The sequence below is a fragment of the Kribbella sp. NPDC026611 genome (assembly GCF_040638345.1).
Classification (GTDB): domain Bacteria; phylum Actinomycetota; class Actinomycetes; order Propionibacteriales; family Kribbellaceae; genus Kribbella.
This window is the reverse complement of record NZ_JBEZYC010000001.1, coordinates 1152826-1173754: the sequence shown is the minus strand read 5'-3', so window position 1 is coordinate 1173754 and position 20929 is coordinate 1152826. Positions and strand designations below refer to the sequence as shown.

Below are 20929 nucleotides of genomic sequence, written 5' to 3'. Positions count from 1 at the left end.
TCGGCCGAACTCCCCGTCCACCGCCCGCAACCACGTACCGGACCCCGAAACAGTCAGCCCCCGTGTCGATCGATCTCAACACCCCCTGCGAGATCGGGCGACTCCCCCCCTGGGTTTTCGGTGTCCTCCCCTCCACCCCGTTGACTACACGGTGCCACCGATCGCCGACCGTGACTATCGCCCGGGGCATGATCTTGTTGTGCCCTCAACCTCACCCCGGGGATGAGACGCGGTGTAGTCGTTTACGCACCGGTTCTGCTGCGGAATTCGTCGTCCGGGGGCATTACCAGCTCGTGTCGAGCGGTTTGCCCTCGGCGTACCCGGCCGCGGTCTGCAGGCCGACCACGGCCCGCTCGGAGAACTCGGCCAGCGTGCCGGCCCCGACGTACGTGCAGGAACTCCGGACGCCGGCCACGATCGAGTCGATCAGGTCCTCGACGCTCGGCGCCTCCGGGTCGAGGTACATCCGTGCGGTCGAGATGCCTTCCTCGAAGATGCCCTTGCGGGCCCGCTGGAACGGCGAGTCCTCGGCCGTCCGGGACCGCACCGCCCGCGCGGACGCCATCCCGAAGCTCTCCTTGTAGATCCGGCCCTGGCTGTCCCGGTGCGGATCGCCCGGCGACTCGTACGTCCCGGCGAACCAGGAGCCGATCATCACGCTCGACGCACCGGCGGCCAGCGCGAGCGCGACGTCCCGCGGATGCCGTACGCCGCCGTCCGCCCAGACGTGCTTGCCGAGCTCCCGGGCCCGCGTCGCGCACTCCAGCACCGCGGAGAACTGCGGACGGCCGACGGCCGTCTGCATCCGCGTCGTACACATCGCGCCCGGACCGACACCGACCTTGATGATGTCCGCGCCGGCCTCGACCAGATCGGTGACGCCCTCGGCGGTCACCACGTTGCCGGCCACGATCGGCACGGTCGGTCCCAGCGCACGGACCTGCTCGACCACCTCGAGCATCCGCTCCTGGTGACCGTGCGCGGTGTCGATCACGAGTACGTCGACGCCCACGTCGAGCAGGGCCTTCGCCTTGTGCGGCGCGTCCCCGTTGATCCCGATCGCGGCGGCGATCCGCAACTTGCCTCCTGCGTCCAGCGCCGGCTCGTACAGCGTCGCCCGCAACGCGCGCTGCCGGCTGAGGATGCCGACGATCTCCCCCTGCTCGTCGACGACGGGCGCCAGCCGGTGCCGACCGTCGTGCAACTGGTTGAACGCGGTCTCGGGATCCACACCGGCCCGCAACGTCAGCAGCTCACGCGACATGATCCCGTCCACCTGCGTGAATCGGTCCACTCCAGCGCAGTCCGCCTCGGTGACAACACCCACCGGCTTCCCATGGTCGACCACGACCACAGCCCCATGGTTGCGCTTGGGCAGCAGGTTGAGCACCTCGCCCACAGTCCCCGTCGGCGGCAACGTCAACGCCGTGTCGTGCACCGGATCCCGCTGCTTGATCCAGGCAACCACATCCGCCACCACATCCACCGGAATGTCCTGCGGGATGACCGCCAGTCCCCCACACCGCGCGATGGTCTCCGCCATCCGCCGCCCCGACACGGCGGTCATGTTCGCCGCCACGATCGGAATCGACGTACCACTCCCGTCGCTCGTCGACAGATCCACATCCAGCCGCGACGCCACCCGGGACCGATTCGGCACCAGGAACACGTCACTGAACGTCAGATCCCCCGCCGGCTCCCGATCGTGATGAAAACGCATGAGGTGTCCTTCCGCCCGTGGATCAAACTTTCCCAGCCTGTCACGCCCGCCTCTCCGCCACAAGGAGCCGTCCGTCAGTGCAAGGCGAGCGGGCGGTGACATCCGTCCGCGAACCTGAGGAGGCGTGATGAGCAGAGAGTCCCGGCCCGGGTGGACGGCGGAGGCGACGGCGCCTCCGCGGGAAGTCACCGAGAAGGAGCGGCGCAGCATCTGGTGGAGCGCGCTCCTGGATCGAGCCCGCTACCGCGGGGTTCCACTCGGTGAGCACACCGGCTGGACGCGGACCCAGCAGAGGATCTACGCCGAGTACGCACTGACTTTGCGGCAAGGGATCGAAGCACGCGAAGACGCGCTCGAGAAGGAGCAGGCCACGTTGCAGGTGCTGGTCGAGGAGCCGTCGGCTGCGCCTCCGGTGGTCATTTCCCGGCCGGACGGCACGGCCCGGCAGTTGCACGACTGGGCGATCTACCGGCGGGCCGAGCTGGCCGCCCTGGATGCTTCTCGCACCCGAACTGCAGCCCGGCAGGCGGCGCTGACGCGCCTGGCCGAGATCAAGACCGAGCTCTCGCAGCTCGAGGGCGAGTACGAAACCCTGCGCCAGCTGTGCGAGACGGCGTACCTCGTGCGCGCGGAGATGTACTGCCGGATCCGTTGCGCACGAGCCGATCGCAACGTCGCCGACGTCCCGTCGGCACCGCCGTTCGACGGTCCGGTCTGGCGGACCCGGCGTCCACACCTCACCACCGTCCAGACCCGAAGCGCCTAGGAGGCCACCCGTGAAGTTCCCGTTCCGGCGCCGTCGTACCGACGGCGTCGACGCACCCGTTCAGCGCAACAGCGATCTGCCCGCGTTCACCCAACTGCCGCCCGAGTTCGACATGGCGCTCGAGCTGAAGGCCGCCGAGGCCAAGGCGGAAGCCGATGTCGGGAGCGGCGCGTACGACGTGACGGTGGTCGAGGCGATCGACGGCCAGCTCCCGTACGAGAACGAGATCGACAGCTTGATCGACCGGATCCGGTCCGAGGAGGAGGTCCGCCGGATTCTCGCCGAGGCCGAGGGCGATCACTTCGTGCTGCAGGCGCTCGAGGCCACCGAGGACGGGACCGGCCAGAAGTTGTCGCACACCAAGCTCGAACTGCAGGCGGCGCACCTGGAGTCCGACCTGGCCGCCGCGGAGGAGGCCAGGGCGGAGCTGGGCCGGATCCTGCGGGGTGAGAAGACCGCTCCGGACGACACGGACTGGAGCGCGACCGAACCGGCCGTACCCAGTTCGACGCAGTACCTCGGCATCGTGCTGCGACCGGAGCGGTTGAAGCTGTGGTTCACCACCGTCGGTCTGCTGATCCTCTTCGGCGTCCCGGAGGCGTACGTACTCAGCTGGATCCTCGGGATCTTCCTGCACACCGACGACTGGTGGCTGGGCGCCGGTCTGGCCGCGATGCTGATCGTCTTCATGGTGATGGTGCCGTACGTGTGCGGCACCCGCTTGGTCGGCGCCAAGCGGCGCGGATACTCCAACCGGCTGGACCGGATCGTGTTCCTCGGCACCCTGGTCTGGGTCCTGTTCGGCGCCGGTCTGGCCTTCGCCCGGACCAACGCGTCGCAGCAGGAGTTCGAGTCCGAACAGCTCGCCCAGCAGGCCGCCGGCGGTACCACGGGCCACTTCCCGTACCCGTTGACGCTGGCGCTCTGGTTCGTGGCGATCCTCGCCGTCGGCATCGCCATGATGTTCGTCAAGGTCCTGACCCACAACCCGGTCCGGGCCGACGCGGTCAAGGCCGACACGTCGATCGCGTTGCTGCGCCGCCGGATCGCCAAGGTGCGCACCGATCTGAACGCGGTCACCCGGCACGCCGACTTCAAGCGCCACATGGTCGACAAGCAGAACGAGGCGCGCCGGCATGTGTACGACGTCGTTCTCGTCCGCGCCGGCGAGCACGTGAAGCGGCACTACCGGGACACGCTGATCACGATGATGGGCGACCCTGCGTTCACGACCGGCATCACGAGCGGGGAGGCGGCGTGACCTGGCGATTCTGGCGCTGGCGCCGGACCCAGTCGGACCAGACCGGCCGGTGCCGCACCTGCATGGACCGGTTGGAGACCTGTGCGAACCCCGGGCACAACCGCATCGACTACGTGCACTGCTTCCTCCAGCTCAGCTGCCCGACCCACGGTCGGCACTGGTACTAGCTCGGCATCCATCGAGAGGGAATCCCGACCATGAGACCGTTACGCGCCACGACGTTCGTGACCACGATGACCCTGGCGGCGACATTGGTCGGCTGCGGGCACACCGACAACCCCGGTGGCGGCCCGCCGCCACCGAGCGCGGCCGTAGTCCTGAGCGTGCACCAGAACGCACCGAAGATCCCCGCCCAGCAGGTCATGGACGCCTTGCCGCCGGTGACGAACGGCTCGCGGCTGATCGCCGTCGGCGTCGACGGGACCGTGGACGGTGTCGACATCTACGACGCAACGATTTCGGCAGCGGGGGCGAAACTCGACCGACGCAACGCCGTCTCGTCCGCCCGGATCGCCTTCGGGAAAGCGCTCGACGCGGCGGGGGCCGGCGCAGCGGAGAGCGATCCGCTGGGGGCGATCGCGGTAGCGGCGCGCCGGCTGCACGACGGCGCCGGGGACAAGACGCTGATCATCGCGGACTCGCTGCTCCCGACCGCCGGCCAGCTGCAGTTCCAGCGCACCGGGTTCGCCTGGACGACCGAGGACCTCTGGGAGGTGCTGTCGGCACCGAAACCCAACAACCTCCCGGACCTGCACGGCATTCACGTGAAGGTCATCGGCCTGGGTGAGACCACGAGCCCGCAGCAACCACTCGACGAGGCCAAGACGAAGCAGCTCGAGGACCTGTGGCGGAAGATCCTGACCGGATCGGGTGCGAAGGACCCGGAGTTCGTGCACGCCGGCGTCGGCGACGAGGCGTCGAAGTCGAAGTACAAGGTGTCCGTGGTACCGATCAGGGTTCCCGTTCCGCCCGGGCACCGGCCGAAGCGGTGCGCCGAGCAGGTCGTTCCACAGACGATCGTTCAGTTCAAGCCGGATGTCGCCGAGTTCCTCGACCGGCCGACGGCGCAGGCTGCGGCGGATGGGGTCGCGAAGGCGCTCGCGGGCTGCGAAGGCCGGCTGACGGTGACCGGAACGACCAGCTCGTGGGGGTCCGAGACCGGGCGGCTCGAGGTGTCGAACGACCGCGCGCTGGCTTTCCGCGACCTGCTGGCCGGCGTCCTCGGGGTACCCGCTGAGGCCATCGCGGCAAGAGGTGTCGGCACGCATTTCTGCGGATTCGTCGACGACCGTACGGCGGCCGGCGTGCTGATCCCGGAGCGGGCGACGCTGAACCGCACCGTCCGGGTCGGCACGACGCCGACGCCCGCTGTGTGCCCGCGTCGCGGACGAGATCACCACCGGCCGGTGGGTCCGATTCCGGACTAGCCAGAACGAGCGGGATCCGGCCTGGAGCGGTACGGTGCCGTGTGGGCACCACCGGACCGAGGTGACGATGTGAGCCGGAAAGTCGATCTGCTGACCGAGGAGCTGGAGCAGCTGCACCGTGGCCGGGGTGTCCATGCGCCCGCCGTCGAGGCCAAGCTCGGCCCGCACCTGCGGGAACTGATCTTCGGCGACAACGAGCCGGACGAGTCCGAGGCCCGCAGCCTGATCCGGGCCTCGCTCGTCTCCGCGGCCGAGGTCTTGCCCGCCGACCTCGCCCAGGTCTTCCGGACCGGTCTCGGCGTCGACGACACGACACCGCTGCTGGGCGACCGGCTCGAACGACTCGGCCGGTTGATGGACCGCGGAGCCCGCACGATGAGCCGCCGGTTGCACGAGTCGAACCGCGCCGTCGCTCAGGTTCTGGAACGCCGGTCCCGGATCAGCGACGACCGCAATCCCTTTGCCACCAAGGGCTGGTACGTCGACCGGCTCGAGTCCCACGCCGAGATCGACGAACGCCCGACCTTCCTGGGCATCCGCGATATCAAGTTCACCCACGCGAACGTCCGCTACCTCTGCGAGTCGTTCACCGTGCCGCAAGGACCCGGCCTAGCGAGTGGCGACGAGGTGACCGTCGAGCCGACCGAGGGCTGCGACCTCGTCGAGGTCAACCGCTTCTCACCGAGCTGCTGGCAACTGACGCTGCACCTCCCCCGCGCCTTCAACGCCCTCGAGAAGCACCGGGTCGGCCTGAAGGTCACGATGCCGTCCCGCGACTTCATCCGGCCGTACAACATCGTGATCGCGGTCCGCCGGACGCGTTCGTTCCACGCCAGCGTCACGTTCGGGCCGGACATCGACGTCGACAAGGTCTGGCGGTACGACGGTGTGCCGCCGCCGACCGTCGACGACGGCGCACCGGCCGGCGGGCTGCTGGAGCCCACCCCCGGGCGCACGGTTCGCGCAGACTGGCCGATCGTGCGCCAGGGGCTGGCCTACGGCCTCGGCTGGTCCTGATCGTTGCCGAACGGCAACAGGTCGTCGAGTACCTCCCGTACCTTGCACGCCGGCAGGCGACCGAAGATCTCCTTGGCCGAACGGTCCAGGGCTTCCTGTGCCGAGGCTCCCTCCCGCAGCAGCGCCTGGAACCGGGTTCGCAGCTGCGCGACGGTGACGGCGTCGACCGGATCGGCCTCCGGCGATGTCAGCTCGCGCTGGTGGTCCTCGGTCAACGGGCCGACGAAGGTCAGCAGTGGGTGCAGGATCGCCGTCCCGACCCAGTGCCGTCCCGCGACCCGCTCGGCGGTGGCCAGTACCCGCCGGATGTCGGCCGACAGCTCGGCGCGGGACGACGCCGAACCGACCGAGCGGAGTACACCGTCGACCCGGCTCTTCTCGCCCGCCCAGATGTCGATCGGCCAGGTCGCGCTGCGCCGGTCGTCGCGGCACGCGTAGCCCCGCATCATCCGGAAGAGCGTGCAGAGCCAGACCCCGTCCGCCTCGTTGGTTGCTGCTTCCTCCAGACCATGGTTGATGCGCGCGGCGATCCCGTCGTTGCGGGTAGGCTTGGCCGGCAGCCCCCGCCGTACCCGCCCGTCCCGCTCGTAGTCGGCCACCTGTGAGGCAACGATCGTCCGGATGTACCCCATCCGGTCCAGAGCATCCTCGCGACGGGCCCGCAACCGCTGGACCGCCCGCGCGTAGACCTCGTGCATGATTCCCAGGCATCCGGCGTCACGGCACAGCTGGTGGACCACGCCACCGGCGCCGGCGTACGGCACACCTGTCGTCGGACACCGGGTCTGGCCGACGGCGAGATGTGCGCGCCGCCGCACCTTGGCCGTCTCGTACCAGACAAGCTCGGCCAGCCGAGCATTGACAGCAGACATCGTGGAGTTCCCCCTCCTGAAACCAGGCCGCAGAACGGCCGCCGCCCCCCTCCGAGCGGTTGGTGCTACCCATGGTTCGGGTGGTCCTCCCGCAACACCCAGGGAAGGAGGGGAACTGTCAATCAACTGTCAGGTCGGCCAGTTTCCGACCGATCGAAACGATTGATCAGGCAACGGTGTCCAGCGTCAACCGGCCGCACTGCCGCGTGCTGCTCGCCGGGTAACTCAGCCAGCTCTCGAGCGCGATAGACCCCCACGGCATCTCGATCACCGGCGGCGGCAACAGCTCCACCGGAGGCTCGAGGGTTTGGTTGCCTATAGCAACTTCGTTGCCGGCGGTCAGCAACGATCCGAGCAGGGAACCCAACGGTCCGGCAGCCATGGACTGATCAGCCACGACGCGAGGCATCGCCTGTGCCCGAGCCACCTCGAGCAGTTCGGCCATCACCTGCGGGTCACCGAGCCCGTTGGCGGCCTCGAACGCGAGCCGGTGCGCCTCTCCGAACATCCGCGCAGCGTCCAGACGGTCAGCACTGGCGACCCGCGCCGACTGCAGCTCCTGGGCGGCCGTCAGCGCACGCACCGCAACCCGTACGGCGTCGCGCGGGCGGATGATGGTCGAAACATAGATGTGGGCTGCCGCGATCCCGGCAACGACGGACGTCACCAGGTGCTCGGCGCTCAGGCTCCGCTCCAGCAGGGATTCCAGCCGCCGGGCCGATCCTTCGTGCCGCCCAGCGGCGAACTCGATCAGCGCGTGCGCGGTCTCGATCTGCGCCTCCAGTTGCGGAGGGCAACCGCCTGGGCTCGCTGCGAGGATCCGGAAGCGTTCACGCGCCCGTTCGAGCGCGTGCTCGGCCGGCTCGAGCCGCGCAAGGGCGACCAGGATCATCGCGCGCAGGATCTCGGCCACAACCAGGAGTGGTCCATCTCGCACCGGATCGCAGCCCTCCGTGGCCCGGTCGACCAGCTCCAGGTGCCTGGCCTCGACGACGCCCGATCCCACTGCGACCGCGACGGGGTTGAGCATCGTCACCGCGTCCTCCGCGCCGCCCTCTGCGGGTTTCCCCGTCGCCAGTGGCGTCACCCAGCGGTGCAACGCCGCCCAGCGCTCACGTTGCTGGTCATCGCCGGCCCGGGCGATCCAGTGCGCGACGGTCCGAACCTCACGCTCGACTGTGGCGACCTCGCCGAGTACGCCGGCGACCTCCGCGCGGGCCAGGTGCCAGTCGGTCCGGGTCGCCTCGTCAGCGTCGTCCCAGTACTGCCGGGCCTTGCCGAGGTGGTCCAGAGCCACCGGCAGCTCGTTCTCCTCGACCGCGACGCCGGCCCTGATCACGTGCAACGCAGTACCGCTGATCTCCTCCGGCCACCACTGCGGACGCGACAGCATCCGGTCGGTCAGCACGCGCACGCGTTCGATGGGTTCGCCCGACTGGTGCGCGAAACCGGCAGCCGCCATCTGCGCGGCGAAGATGTCGATCCCGAGCTCGGGATCGTGGGCCGGATCGAACTGCTCGAGCAACTGGCCGGCCCGCCAGGCCCATTCCGCCGCGTCCAGCAACTCCTCGCGCTTGGCCAGTGCTACGGACAACGCGCATGCGCAGGCGATGCGCTGCTCGGGATCGGTGGCCAGACCGTAGGCCTCCACCCAGTCGTCGGTGCTGCTCTCCTCGTTCCCTCGCTCCTCCTCGGATTCCGCGCGCGCCATCAACGCGTCCGCGCGGGTCTCCGCGTCGACGGCGGCGCCGAACGCGAGCACCGCCGTCATGTCCTTGATGACCTGTTCGGTACTGCGGTTGTCGGAGTCCGCCCGAACCAGCAGCAACCACGCGAGGTCAGGCCAGGGCGCAGCCAGCACGAACTCGCAGACTGCGGTCAGGCATCGCGCCAGCATCGGCGGCGGCTCTGAGTCCTCGGCCGGCCAGAGCTCGCCGAGGTAGCCGTGGAGCTCCTCGGCCAGTGTGGCGTGCCATCGAGGCGGATCGACCGACCAGCGTGCCGTTGCGAGCATCTGGTGGACGACAGGCGTCACGTCCCGGTCGGCGGCCAGACCGTCTTCGAAGCGCACGAGCAAGGCCTCGAGTTCCTCGCGGATCTCGGACTCGGATTTCACTTCGTCAGCCACGAGCCACCTCCGGAGCCACGTAGCTGGTCAACGCGGCCCAGTACACCGGGGACGACTCCGGAGTCGCCTGCTCCTTCCACGTGGCGAGCTGATCCAGCTGCCACGCCCGCAGGCTTTCTATCGGCCGTTCGGCGCGATGGGCCCGGTACACGGCCAGCGCCAGCCGAGTGGCCGGCAGGTACGCGTCCTGCGGACGATCGGTGGGTAGCGCCCAGCGCGTGCAGGTCACCAGACCGGCTCCGGCGTTGATCGCCGCCACCGGTAAACCGCTGGCCTCGGTGAAGCGAGCATCGTCGCTGCCGCCACCGATGAGCGCTACCCGTGCCGGAGCAGGCCATCGGCCGGGCTCCGCGAGCCACATCCCGGCCGTCAGCAAGTCCCGGATGCCGTGCCGCTGGAACACGAGCGCGGCCGCGGCCGGTTCCTCGGGCCTGCCACCGGCGACGTGGCCGAGGTAGAACAGCCGCGACCATTCCTGCTCGGTGAGGGCCTTCGCCGCCTCCGCCGCACTCATCGAGTATTTGCCTGGAGCAACTACATCACCAGGGTCGATCCCGCCTGGGCCGACCAGCTCGGCGGGCAGCCGGCCCGGATAGATCGCCGACTCACCGGTCATGGTGTCCTCGGCGGGTCCGGCGTCGATGATCGCCAGCCCGGGCGATCCCGGATGGCTGGGCGGCGCCGACCGGGCGCGGGTGGCCGCGATCCCCGGTGACATCGCGCTCACCAGGATCGCCTTCTCGATCAGCCGCGTATCCGTTCCGGCATTCACGGTGATCGCATCCCACGGGACGTTGGCCAACCAGCCACGAGCCGCTATCTGTACGGTGTGGCCGCCGTCGCCGTTCAGCCTTTCGCGCAGTGCGGGCGGCAGCAGTCTGGCGCCGAGCAGTTCAGCGGTGGCGAGCTCGCGGGCCGGGTCCGTCAACACGTTCGCGGTCGGGTCCACTCGACCGTCGGCGGATGGGCGCGGTACGAGCGCGAACGTCGCGTCCGCCTCGGCCCGCGTGTCTCGGACGATGCCGCCGATGACGGCCTTCGTCGGGGCGCTTCCATCCCTGTGCAGCAACGACCACGCCACGTCGGCGCCGACCGGTTCGAGCGTCAACCGCCAGATGACTCCCATCAGGACTCCGTCGGTCGCGGCGCGAGTGGCGGCGCGACGGCGTACCAGAGTTCTGCCGCGGAGGCTCTCGCCGGCCCCGTCCAAGGCTCACGCTCCACCATCGTTCGGATCAGCCTCGCGCACTGCGCGGCGGCCGCCGTACTCGATCGATCCGGCATTGCGCTGTAGCGTCTGGCCGCCGCGGCCAAGGCGTCCGCGGCGGCGTTTCGCAACGCGTCGCGAGCACCGGGTGGAGCGATCGACGCGAGTCGGAGACTGGACAGTCCACGACTCGCCCAGCGCATCGCGGCGGCACACCGCGCATCAGCTCCCGGCCGAGGCGGGACGGGTGTGCCCCGCGGTTGAACCTCGACCGACAGCACGGGCCGTTCGGTACTGCGGATCCGCGCGGAGGCGGCCGGCTCGAGACGTGCCGAACCCATCAAAGCCCCGTTCTCCGGCCGCATCGTCAGCTCCACAACGGCAAGCGGCAGGGGCCACTCTCGCTGGTAAAGCGCTGCCTGCAGCTCGATCGATGGAGTGACCAACGACTGCGGGATCATCAGCGCATCGACCTGCGGTACCTGGGGGAAGGCCTCGACGACCACGGTCAGCAGGTCGCGACCCGACTGCGGGACGATCCGCCACGACACCGCGTCCTCGGCCCGAGATGTCGCGGTCGCCGGCGTCCGGTCCCAGTCGACCGGTCCGCGCCCACAGAACGTGAGCCCGTCGTCCGGTCGGGCCAGCTGCGTGCCGTGCGGACTCAGCTCCTCGATCACCGCCCAGACTTCAGCGGCGTCGGGTGCCCGCCGCTCCGGCGTCCTCCATGCCCGGAGCACCTTCGCCTCGAGCTGAACGTCGGCCAGCAACAGCGAGTCCGGGGCGAGCCTGGCCTGGATCTCGGCGAGGGCGTCCACGACCAGATGCGGTACTGCCGCTGCCCTGCCGACCTCCGACTCGGTACGACGACACGCACGAGCCCACTCCAGCACCGCCGGAGCCCACGCGAGCAACGCGTCCGGCTCGGCATCCAGAACGTCGGCCAGCCGCGCGGCCAGCACCTGTTCCTCAACGATCAGCAGCGAGCGGTCGATGGCGACCGGGCACCGATCCCGCAACCAGCGCAGTACGCCCAGCCGGATCAGGTTGTCCCGTATCGGTGACTCCCTCAGGGGTATCCGGACCGGAGCCTGGTCACGAGCAGCGCGGGCAACGGCCGCGGCTGCGGCTGCGCCGTACACAGCCTCGACGGCGCGCGGCCCCGCCGAGTGGCTGACACGCAGCTGCCCCGGCCCGAACGGTGCCATCGGATCGACGGCGAGGACGCCGCCGTCGAGCGCGATGAAGACGAGGCCGGCCGCGCCCACCGGCCCGGTCCCGACGACGACTGCTCCGTCCGGTTCGGTCCGTACCTCGATCGCGCCGTTCGCTTCGGGATGGATGCTCATGACTCCTCCGGGTACCGCGCGATCAGAACTCGTCCGGGATGGCACTCCATCCCTCACGACATACCGACGGACAGAACGGCCACGGCCGCGTCCGGAACCTCCGGACACAGCCGTGGCCGCTCTTGATCGCCGCTACCTGAACGGGATCCAGCACATGGCTACCTCCCCGACGCCGAGTGCGACTCCGCGAAGACCTGCTCCCGGAACGGGTCGCCGCGCTGGACGCTCGGGCACCTCCCGTTGTGGCAGACGTAGACAGCCAAGGTGTCGTTCGGCTGGTAGTCCTCCTTGCCGGCGTACATCGCGTCGCCGCACTCATGGCACTTCAGGCTTCGCCCCATCCCCTTGCTCCCCTCCAACGGTGTTCTCTTCTCCCGCACCCGCTTCCCCCCGCGGGTCGATCGTTGCCAACGGCGAACTGCCGACCGTGACCTCGGCCGGACGCAGCAGTACGCCGTCGATCAGGTATCCGGACCGGTGCTCGGCCACGATGACGTTCTCGCCCGCCGGGTCCGGGACCTCCACCCGCGCGACGGCGTGGTGGTGCACAGGGTCGAACAGCAGGCCGACGGTCGACTCGAGCCGGCTGACCCCGCTCCGGGTCAGGATCTCGACGAGCTCGTCCCGTACAGCCGCCAACCGGTCGTCCTGGGGTTCGCCGATGCGATCCAGGACCAGCACGAGCTGACGGAGTACCGGCGTCAGCATCGCGCCGGCGGCCCTGCGGTCGGCGGCATCCAACCGCTTCGCCAGCTCATCGACCGCCGCTTGCTGGACTTTGTCGTTCAGCAGCCGCCGCAGGAACAGGTCCCTCAGACCGGCCAGCTCCTGGGTGAGCTCGGTCAGGTCGGTCACCGTCTCCATCCGGTCAGATCCCCGGCCGCTGCAGGCGTCCCGCCGCGGTCAGTGCCTTCAACCGGTGCTTCCATGTCGGCATCCGCCGGGTGTGGGTGTACAGCGCGGCGATCCCACCACCGAACACCAGTCCGAACAGCACCGCCCCCGCGCTCCCGCCGAACCCACCGAAGAACGGCAGAACTCCGAACAACACGAACGCGATCGCCCAGCCACCGCTGCCGGCCAGATCCCACTTGACGGTACGGGCGTCCCGGTACATGTCCCGCAGCGCGTTGCCCAGCCGCTGGACCTCTGGATTCTTCGACCGGAGCGCGGTAATCCTCTGCACCTGCCGGTCCAGCCAGTCGGCCTGCGCTGCCGAGACCACCGCGAATCCGCCCGCGTCGACGACCACGCCGTTGTAGACGAACGGCCGGATGAGCGCCAGGGAGTCGAGTGCGTTGTCGTGCAGCGCAATGGCCAGGTAGTACCGGTAGACGTCGTTGTCCGGGTGTTCCTTGACCAGAGCCTCCATCATGTCGACCGCCGTGCCGGCTCGGTCGTCGTGAAGATGGACGAGCGCGATCGCGGTCCGGTACTCGGGGTTGCCCGGGTCGAGCCGCAGCGCCTGCTCGTACTCCGACAGCGCTTCCTTCCACTGCTCCTGAGCGGCGAACGCCTCGGCGAACCCGTAGTGGTAGAGGGCGTAGTCCGGGCGCAGCCGGATCGCCTCGGAGAACTCGAACCCGGCGTCGCGTCCATGACCGAGCAGGAACGACGAGTGTGCCCGCAGGAACCAGGCCTCGGCGTCGTTGCCTTCCTTGCCGATCGCCTCCCGGGCGGCGAAGTTCGCCGCGGCCGGGTTGTCGGCCTGCAGGTACTCGCGAGCCCGGTCGAGCCAGCTTCCGGTCGACTCGCCCGGCACTTCCTGCTGCGGCTGCTGGGTACTGCGTTCCCGGTCGAAGCTCGCCCGGGCCGATGGGTCGAGCAGGGCCTTCTCGGCCCGGTCGATCTCGCGAACCCGGGTCTCGGCCTCTGTCCGCCGTTCCGGATCGGCCGACGTCTGGCGCTTGACCCACTGCCGGCGCTGTTTGGTGACCGCCGACCGGATCGCTTCGGCATCCGCGGTGGCCGAGATCTGCAGAACTTGGTAGAAATCGACGAACTGTGTCGTGGGCATGGCTCTCAACTCACTTCCAGGGCACGGATCTTCTCCGTGGCGTCGAACTTCTGGGCCGGCGTCATGTTCGCTACGTCGGACACCTCGAACGTGCCGAGCGAGCGGTTCGCGGTCAGGTCGGTGACCTCGATGGAGACCGTCTGGTCGATGTCGTAGGCGAACGCGACCTTGACCCCCGCGCCGGCGGCGTACGGCGGAATCACCAGCTCCCGCTCGCCGATGACCTTGACGTAGTCGGGGTCGTGGTCGTCGCCCTGGGTGACCTGCACCAGCAGCTTGGTCTGGCCGTCGTCGACCGTCTGGAACAGGTTCGTGCTGGCCGCGGGGATCGGGGTGTTCGGCGGGACGATGACGAAGTTCTCCATCCGCGTCGAGCCCTCGGCCAGCGCGAGCGTGCCGAGACCCTGTGAGGTCACGTCGCGGATGCTGATCGGCATCCCGTTCACCTCGGGCCGCGGTACGGCGCCGCCGCTCAGCTCGGACGCGAGCACCCGGGCCTGTACCGCGGCACCGAGGGCGACGATCTCGTCGGGGTTCACGGCCGACTCGGCGACCCGCCGCGACATCGTGGCGACCATCGACGCGACCGCGGGCATCCGGGTCGAGCCCCCGGCCAGCAGAACGCGGTCGATGTCGCTCCAGACCAGACCGGCGTCCTCGATCAGCATCTCGGCGATGTCGCGCGTCCGGCTGACCAGGTGCGACGTCACGTCCTCGAACTCGGCGCGGGTGATCTCGATGGTCTGCGACTGTCCGCCGGCGGTGATCACGACGCGTGCAGCCGGCATCATCGTCAGCGCATGCTTGGCCCACTCGGCCCGGTCCCGCAGATCGGCCTCGGTCGTGTCGTCGTCCAGCAGGTCGGGACCGCCCGCGGCCTGAAACCGCTCGTTGATCAGCCGCATCAGCGCGTTGTCCCACTCGAAGCCGCCGAGGTTCCGGTCGCCACTCGTCGCGATCGTCTCGAACTCGCCGTCGGCGATCCGCATCACCGTGACGTCGAAGGTGCCACCGCCGAGGTCGTAGACCAGGATCGTTCCGACCATCGGGCGGCCGGCACCGTAGGCCAGCGCGGCCGCGGTCGGCTCGTTCAGCACGCGGTGCACCTTCAGTCCGGCAATGGCCCCCGCGTCCTGCGTCGCCCGCCGGGCGCCGTCGTCGAAGTACGCCGGAACCGTGATCACCGCGTCCGTCACCGGCTCGCCGAGGTACTGCTCGGCGTCTTCCTTGAGCCGGCGCAGGATCACCGCCGAGATCTCTTCCGGGCGGAACTGCAGTCCGGCGCTGGTCTCGAACCGCCAGGCCGGATCCCCCATCGCCCGTTTGACGAACTGGACCGTGTCGAGCGGCGCGATCGCGGCCGACCGCTTGGCGACGGCACCGACCAGCGCGGTCTCACCCTGGAGCATGACCACGGAGGGTGTGATCCGCTGCCCCTCGCGATTCGGCACGATCTCCGGACGCCCGGACCTGTCCACCACCGCGACCGCGGAGAACGTCGTCCCCAGGTCGATCCCCACCATTATCCCCATGATTTCCCCCGGCCCCGATCTTCCACGGCAGAATTCTGCTGAAAAGAATCGCGTCCGGCTATCCCCCGGCGGGGGAAATTATGACCCCTGGGAATCCCCTGGAAAATCTCTGGTAAACGAGCGCGCCGAACCGGCCGGCATTCACGGTGTGAGTGCCTGCCGGTAAAAGCGCGGGGGCCTAATTGTCCGGGGTCGTCCGGCCCAGGTATCTCGCGATGTCGGCGGCGAGTTGCGACCGTTCCGTCATGCCGTACTTCTCCCGGATCCGGGCCAGGTGCGACTTGACCGTCTCGGCGGAGACGGACAGCTGGTCGGCGATGTCGGGATTGCTCCGCCCATCGGCGAGCAGCACCGCGACCTGCTGTTCGCGCTCGGTCAGCGTGGCGAACCGGTTCGCCGAGTCGTCGTCGACCTCCAGCAGCATCTCGGCGAGCTCGGCCTGGAAGCTGCCACACTCGTGGCCGGCTTCGTCGAGGACGTCGGCGGCCGACGCGTTCGCCTCGTCGCCGCGCAGCCGGCGACCGGCATCGTCGAGGTACTCACGCAGTCGATCGAGCCGCGCCACCGCGTAGTCCACAACGCGTTCTGCCGTCAGCGGAGCCTCTTCACCCGGGCCGGGGTTCGGCAGCAGCCGGATGACCCGCTCGTCCTCCCAGCCACGGTTCAGCGTCCGGGCGAGAACGTCGGTCAGCCACTCGAACGCGGCGACCTCCTCCGCGCCGTAGGCCGCCGGCCGGTACGAGTGCATCGAGGCCACGCCGAAGATCTCCCGGCGGGCACCCGGGAGCCGGAACATCGGCACCGTCACCACGTCGGCGGAAACCTTCCGGGCGTCCCCGAAGGACAACCCGGCGCGGACCACCGCGCCGCCGTCCATGGCGTAGCGATAGGTGCGCTGCTCCCGGAACACCCACGCGGTCGGGCCGTTCGGTGCGAACGTGTGCGCCTCCGGCGCATCGTATTTCTGGCCGTCGTAACAATAAGGCAGCCGGATCCTGGTCGCACCCTGGAACAATCCGACATAAAACGCGTCGACCTGAGTAATTCCGGCCATGACGTTTCGGACCAGGTCGTAACAGCGGTAATGATCGCCGCTCAGTGTTGCGAGCTTGCGGTGCGCCTCGTTCAGGATTGCCGCCGTTTGCGGCCCCACCGCGAGCACTCGCGAACGCATGCGACTTCCCCCGTCGAACTCCGACCTGCCGAATCCGGTGATACGGCATCGCTCCCCTCTGTCACATCGGTACGACCGCCCGCATCGTTACAGAGCGCAGCCGAATACCCCATCCAGCGTTCGTTCACCGATCTACTGACGGACAGCAGCAGGGGCCGGACTCCGATCGGAGTCCGGCCCCTGCCGGGGGGTGCCGTGGGTCAGCGGTGCAGGTCGAAGCGGTCGAGCTCCATCACCTTGTGCCAGGCGGCGACGAAGTCCGTGACGAACTTCTGCTGCGCGTCGTCGGAGGCGTAGACCTCGGCGACGGCGCGCAGCTCGGAGTTCGAGCCGAAGACCAGGTCTGCCCGGGTGCCGGTCCACTTCACCTTGCCGTCGACGCTGCCCTCGAACGTCTCCTGGCTGTCGTCGGTCGCGTGCCACTCGGTGCCGAGGTCGAGCAGGTTGACGAAGAAGTCGTTCGTCAGGGTGCCCGGGTTGTCGGTCAGTACGCCGGTCCTCGAACCGTCGTAGTTGGTCCCGAGGACCCGCAGGCCGCCGACCAGAACGGTCAGCTCCGGCGCGCTCAAGGTGAGCAGGTTCGCCTTGTCGAGCAGCAGGTACTCCGCCGGCAGCCGGTTGCCCTTGCCGTAGTAGTTCCGGAAACCGTCCGCCACCGGCTCGAGCGCCGCGAACGACTCCGCGTCGGTCTGCTCCGCGGACGCGTCCGTCCGGCCCGGGGTGAACGGTACGACGACGTCGTACCCGGCGTTCTTGGCGGCGACCTCGATGCCGACACCGCCGGCGAGCACGATCACGTCGGCCAGCGAGACCGGCTTCCCGAACGACTGCTGGATGCCCTCGAGCGTCCGCAGTACCTGAGCGAGCTGGTCCGGGTTGTTGACCTCCCAGCCGGCCTGCGGCTGCAGGCGGATCCGCGCACCGTTGGCGCCACCACGCTTGTCACTGCCACGGAACGTCGACGCCGACGCCCACGCGGTCGAGACCAGCTGCGACACCGACAGACCGGACGCCGCGATGGCCGCCTTGAGCGCGGTCACGTCGGCGTCGTTGACCAGCTCGTGGTCGACGGCCGGCAGTGGGTCCTGCCAGATCAGCACCTCGCTCGGGACCTCCGGGCCGAGGTAGCGGACCAGCGGACCCATGTCGCGGTGGGTCAGCTTGAACCAAGCCCGCGCGAACGCGTCCGCGAACTCGTCCGGGTTGTCCTTGAACCGGCGCGCGATCGGCTCGTAGATCGGGTCGAACCGCAGCGCCAGGTCCGTGGTCAGCATGGTCGGCTTCTGCTTCTTGTTCGCGTCGTACGCGTTCGGGATGATCTCCTCGGCGTCCTTGGCGACCCACTGGTTCGCACCGGCCGGGCTCTTCGTCAGCTCCCACTCGTAGCCGAACAGGATGTCGAAGAAGTCGCTGCCCCACTGGGCTGGCGTGGTCGTCCAGGTGACCTCCAGGCCGCTGGTGATCGCGTCCGGGCCCTTGCCGCTCTGGTACGAGTTGCGCCAGCCGAGACCCTGGTGATCCATCGGCGCACCCTCCGGCTCGGAGCCGACGTACCGCTCCGCGTCGGCCGCACCGTGCGTCTTGCCGAAGGTGTGGCCGCCGGCGATCAGCGCGACGGTCTCCTCGTCGTTCATCGCCATCCGGCCGAACGTCTCGCGGATGTCGCGGGCCGAGGCGACCGGGTCCGGGTTGCCGTTCGGGCCTTCCGGGTTCACGTAGATGAGGCCCATCTGGACCGCACCCAGCGGCTTCTCCAGCTCGCGGTCACCGGTGTAGCGCTCGTCGCCGAGCCAGGTGGTCTCCGGGCCCCAGTAGACGTCGTCCTCCGGCTCCCACACGTCCGCGCGGCCACCGGCGTACCCGAACGTCTTGAAGCCCATCGTCTCGAGGGCGACGTTGCCGGTCAGGATCAGCAGGTCGGCCCAAGAGATGCTCTGGCCGTACTTCTTCTTCACCGGCCAGAGCAGCCGGCGCGCCTTGTCCAGGTTGGCGTTGTCCGGCCAGCTGTTCAGCGGGGCGAACCGCTGCTGGCCCGCACCCGCACCACCGCGGCCGTCGCTGATCCGGTACGTGCCGGCGCTGTGCCAGGCCATCCGGATCATCAGCGGGCCATAGTGGCCGAAGTCGGCCGGCCACCAGTCCTGCGAGGTGGTCAGCACCTCGGCGATGTCCGCCTTCACGGCCGCCACGTCGAGGCTCTGGAACGCGGCAGCGTAGTCGAACTCGGCACCGAGCGGGTTCGCGACCGCCGGGTTCTTGGCCAGGATCTTCAGGTTCAGCTGGTTCGGCCACCAGGCGCGGTTCGCGTTCCCGCTGGTCGGGTGCGCGCCGTGGGCGACGGGGCAGCCTTGGCCCTTGCCTTCCTCGGCACCACGGCTCTCCTCGGTGCCTTCACCGGGCAGCGGCTCATGGATCTCGGACATCGGATTCCTTCCAGGACTGGACGTTGTGAACCTTCAGGCACTGCAGTCGGCGCAGAGACCCCAGTAGATGACCTCGGCCTCGTCGATGACGAACCCGTGGCCGTCGGACGCGGTCAGGCAGGGCGCGTGGCCGACCGCGCAGTCGACGTCGGCGATCGCGCCACATGACCGGCACACGGCATGGTGGTGGTTGTCCCCGACGCGCGACTCGTACCGCGCAACGGAGCCGAGCGGCTGGATCCGCCGGACCAGCCCGGCCGCCGTCAACGTGTGCAGCGAGTCGTACACCGCCTGGTGCGACACGTCGGGCAACTCGTTGCGCACGGCACCGATAATCGAGTCGGTGTCGGCGTGCGCGTGCGCATACACCGCGGTCAGCACCGCCACCCGCGGCCGCGTCACCCGCAACGAAGCCCCCCGCAACATCTCCTGGAGCTCCTCAACGGTCGGCACACCGGCAGTCTTCCGCGTTTTCTGGAACGAGTCAAGATTAGTCTCAATATGAAACAACCCCCTCCGGCGCTCCGGAGGGGGTTGTCGTTGCCTCAGGCACCTACTGTGGTTCGGGGGTGCCGGGCGGTGGTGGTGACGGCGGCCCGGCGGGCGCTGCGGAAGATGCTGACGCTCACGGCGAGCGTCCACAGGCTCCACAGGGCGCCCATGCTGGCCGTCGTACCCCAGCCCTGGACGGCGTAGAAGTTGGACGGGTTGTCGTTGGAGAAGATCGCCGGGACGAAGGCCAGGTTGATCGCGGCGAGCACGAACGCGGACCGGCCGACCCACTTCGGCAGCAGCGCCAGCCGGGTGACGACGATGCCGAGCGCGATCAGCAGCAGCGCCATCAGCAGCCGCGAGATCAGGCCCTGCATCAAGTACTGCGCGCCCGCGAACGGGCCCTCCTTGGTGGTGTCGATGTTGTGGTCGGTGACGATCGCGGCGCCGGCCTCCATCGACTGCGGCACGAACACCATCGCCACCCAGAGCAGGCCGGACGCCTGGATGACGCCGGCGATCCAGTCCGACGCGAGGTCGACCTGGTGGATCAACTGGCGCAGCCCGGTGAAGAACAGGATGTAGAAGATGCAGCCGACGACGCCGATCAGGCTGCGGGTCAGGATGTTCCAGTCCGGCGGGGCGCCGTCGTAGATGAAGTAGAGCGGTACCTGCACCACGATCATCGCGCCGGCGATGATCCCGAACAGGCCCGCGTACCGACGTACCGAGGCTTCGGACACGGTAGTTCTCCCTTGGATCAGTGGTTTGGATCTGTGGTCTGGATCAGTGGTCTGGATCGGAGCTTGACGAGACGTCTCGTCTCATGACGAGACGGTAGGTCTCGCTACGGGTCACTGTCAAGACACAACGTCTCGTCTTGTGTAAACTCCGGACGTATGGCTGCCTCCTCGACCCCCAACCCCGACCGCCGCAGCGAACGCGCCCGCCAGGCGATCCTCGACGCGGCCCTCGAACTGTGCGGCGAGCAGAGCTACGCCGGCCTCACCATGGAGGGCATCGCCAAACGCGCCGGCGTCGGCAAGCAGACGATCTACCGCTGGTGGCCCTCGAAGGCCGCAATCCTGCTCGAGGCGCTCGAGGAACGCGGCCGCAGCACCCTCGACTTCCCCGACACCGGCAACCTGGAAGCCGACCTCCGCACCCAGATGACCCAGGTGGCCCAGGCCTTCCTCAGCCCCACCTTCGCCGCCTACAGCAAAGGCCTAATAGCCGCCGCCCAAAGCGACCCAGCCATCGCCCAAGCCGTAGTCACCTCAATAATCCAGCCCCGAGTAACCCTCTGCATAGAACGCCTACAAAAAGCCCAACAAGCAGGCGAAATCCGCCCCGACCTAGACCTGGCAGACGTAGTAGAACTCCTCTACGCCCCCCTCTACTACCGCCTACTCCTCCACACCCGCCCAGTCTCCCCAACCCAGGTAGACACAATCCTCAGCCTCGTACTAGCCGGCGTCAGCAGCGACAAGCAACCGTAACCACAGCGGCCCAGGCGACAGACAAACGTGACCACAGCGGCCGAG

General features: G+C 68.9%; 19 protein-coding genes. 6 read left to right on the top strand and 13 right to left on the bottom strand.

Annotated elements, in window-relative coordinates:
* Nucleotides 1-283: 283 nt before the first annotated feature.
* Complete coding sequence (locus AB0E69_RS05900) at nt 284-1720, bottom strand: GuaB1 family IMP dehydrogenase-related protein (protein ID WP_360140155.1); 1437 nt, start codon at nt 1718-1720, stop codon at nt 284-286.
* A 127-nt stretch (nt 1721-1847) separates the two neighbouring features.
* On the opposite strand from AB0E69_RS05900, the gene AB0E69_RS05895 reads away from it, so the two are divergent.
* The 5 genes from AB0E69_RS05895 (at nt 1848) to AB0E69_RS05875 (ending at nt 6191) form a co-directional block, all read left to right on the top strand.
* Nucleotides 1848-2486 carry a hypothetical protein gene (locus AB0E69_RS05895; RefSeq protein WP_360140152.1) on the top strand — a complete coding sequence of 213 codons (639 nt, stop codon included), beginning with the start codon at nt 1848-1850 and terminating at the stop codon, nt 2484-2486.
* A gap of 10 nt (nt 2487-2496) precedes the next feature.
* Nucleotides 2497-3747: a hypothetical protein gene (locus AB0E69_RS05890; protein WP_360140150.1), complete on the top strand. Its 1251-nt coding sequence runs from the start codon at nt 2497-2499 to the stop codon at nt 3745-3747.
* The gene (locus tag AB0E69_RS05885; protein ID WP_360140147.1) at nt 3744-3914 is read left to right on the top strand and encodes a hypothetical protein; all 171 of its coding nucleotides are present in this window, start codon (nt 3744-3746) and stop codon (nt 3912-3914) included. Before AB0E69_RS05890 ends, AB0E69_RS05885 begins: the two co-directional genes overlap by 4 nt.
* A 30-nt stretch (nt 3915-3944) precedes the next feature.
* Nucleotides 3945-5174 carry an OmpA family protein gene (locus AB0E69_RS05880; RefSeq protein ID WP_360140144.1) on the top strand — a complete coding sequence of 410 codons (1230 nt, stop codon included), beginning with the start codon at nt 3945-3947 and terminating at the stop codon, nt 5172-5174.
* 69 nt (nt 5175-5243) lie between these two features.
* A complete protein-coding gene (locus AB0E69_RS05875) occupies nt 5244-6191 on the top strand; it encodes a hypothetical protein (protein WP_360140141.1) in 948 nt (315 codons plus the stop codon).
* Here AB0E69_RS05875 and AB0E69_RS05870 read toward each other — a convergent pair.
* From AB0E69_RS05870 to AB0E69_RS05815, 12 genes are all read right to left on the bottom strand, one after another.
* Complete coding sequence (locus AB0E69_RS05870; protein ID WP_360140138.1) at nt 6170-7063, bottom strand: hypothetical protein; 894 nt, start codon at nt 7061-7063, stop codon at nt 6170-6172. The two genes, AB0E69_RS05875 and AB0E69_RS05870, sit on opposite strands and share 22 nt — an antisense overlap.
* Before the next feature lie 166 nt (nt 7064-7229).
* Complete coding sequence (locus AB0E69_RS05865) at nt 7230-9191, bottom strand: hypothetical protein (protein ID WP_360140135.1); 1962 nt, start codon at nt 9189-9191, stop codon at nt 7230-7232.
* Nucleotides 9184-10317 (bottom strand): CHAT domain-containing protein, encoded by a 1134-nt coding sequence (locus tag AB0E69_RS05860; RefSeq protein ID WP_360140132.1) that lies wholly within the window; start codon nt 10315-10317, stop codon nt 9184-9186. The genes AB0E69_RS05865 and AB0E69_RS05860 overlap by 8 nt, the downstream gene beginning before the upstream one ends.
* Nucleotides 10317-11747 carry a hypothetical protein gene (locus AB0E69_RS05855; protein WP_360140129.1) on the bottom strand — a complete coding sequence of 477 codons (1431 nt, stop codon included), beginning with the start codon at nt 11745-11747 and terminating at the stop codon, nt 10317-10319. The genes AB0E69_RS05860 and AB0E69_RS05855 overlap by 1 nt, the downstream gene beginning before the upstream one ends.
* Nucleotides 11748-11905: 158 nt before the next feature.
* Nucleotides 11906-12088 (bottom strand): hypothetical protein, encoded by a 183-nt coding sequence (locus AB0E69_RS05850; protein ID WP_360140126.1) that lies wholly within the window; start codon nt 12086-12088, stop codon nt 11906-11908.
* A complete protein-coding gene (gene grpE / locus AB0E69_RS05845; RefSeq protein WP_360140123.1) occupies nt 12063-12611 on the bottom strand; it encodes a nucleotide exchange factor GrpE in 549 nt (182 codons plus the stop codon). Before grpE ends, AB0E69_RS05850 begins: the two co-directional genes overlap by 26 nt.
* A 4-nt stretch (nt 12612-12615) precedes the next feature.
* Entirely contained in the window at nt 12616-13764 is a 1149-nt protein-coding gene (locus tag AB0E69_RS05840; RefSeq protein ID WP_360140120.1) for a tetratricopeptide repeat protein, read from the bottom strand.
* Between the two features lie 5 nt (nt 13765-13769).
* On the bottom strand, nt 13770-15287 hold the full coding sequence (locus tag AB0E69_RS05835) for an Hsp70 family protein (RefSeq protein WP_360140117.1): 1518 nt from the start codon (nt 15285-15287) through the stop codon (nt 13770-13772).
* A 187-nt stretch (nt 15288-15474) separates the two neighbouring features.
* On the bottom strand, nt 15475-16470 hold the full coding sequence (locus AB0E69_RS05830; protein WP_360140114.1) for a LuxR C-terminal-related transcriptional regulator: 996 nt from the start codon (nt 16468-16470) through the stop codon (nt 15475-15477).
* Nucleotides 16471-16670: 200 nt separating this feature from the next.
* Nucleotides 16671-18893: a catalase/peroxidase HPI gene (katG, locus tag AB0E69_RS05825; RefSeq protein ID WP_360140111.1), complete on the bottom strand. Its 2223-nt coding sequence runs from the start codon at nt 18891-18893 to the stop codon at nt 16671-16673.
* Nucleotides 18894-18926: 33 nt separating this feature from the next.
* Nucleotides 18927-19319 (bottom strand): Fur family transcriptional regulator, encoded by a 393-nt coding sequence (locus AB0E69_RS05820; protein WP_360140426.1) that lies wholly within the window; start codon nt 19317-19319, stop codon nt 18927-18929.
* Nucleotides 19320-19438: 119 nt separating this feature from the next.
* Complete coding sequence (locus AB0E69_RS05815; RefSeq protein ID WP_360140108.1) at nt 19439-20128, bottom strand: hypothetical protein; 690 nt, start codon at nt 20126-20128, stop codon at nt 19439-19441.
* A gap of 156 nt (nt 20129-20284) precedes the next feature.
* Between AB0E69_RS05815 and AB0E69_RS05810 the strand changes: the two genes are divergently transcribed.
* Nucleotides 20285-20884: a TetR/AcrR family transcriptional regulator gene (locus tag AB0E69_RS05810; protein ID WP_360140105.1), complete on the top strand. Its 600-nt coding sequence runs from the start codon at nt 20285-20287 to the stop codon at nt 20882-20884.
* The last annotated feature ends 45 nt before the right edge of the window (nt 20885-20929 follow it).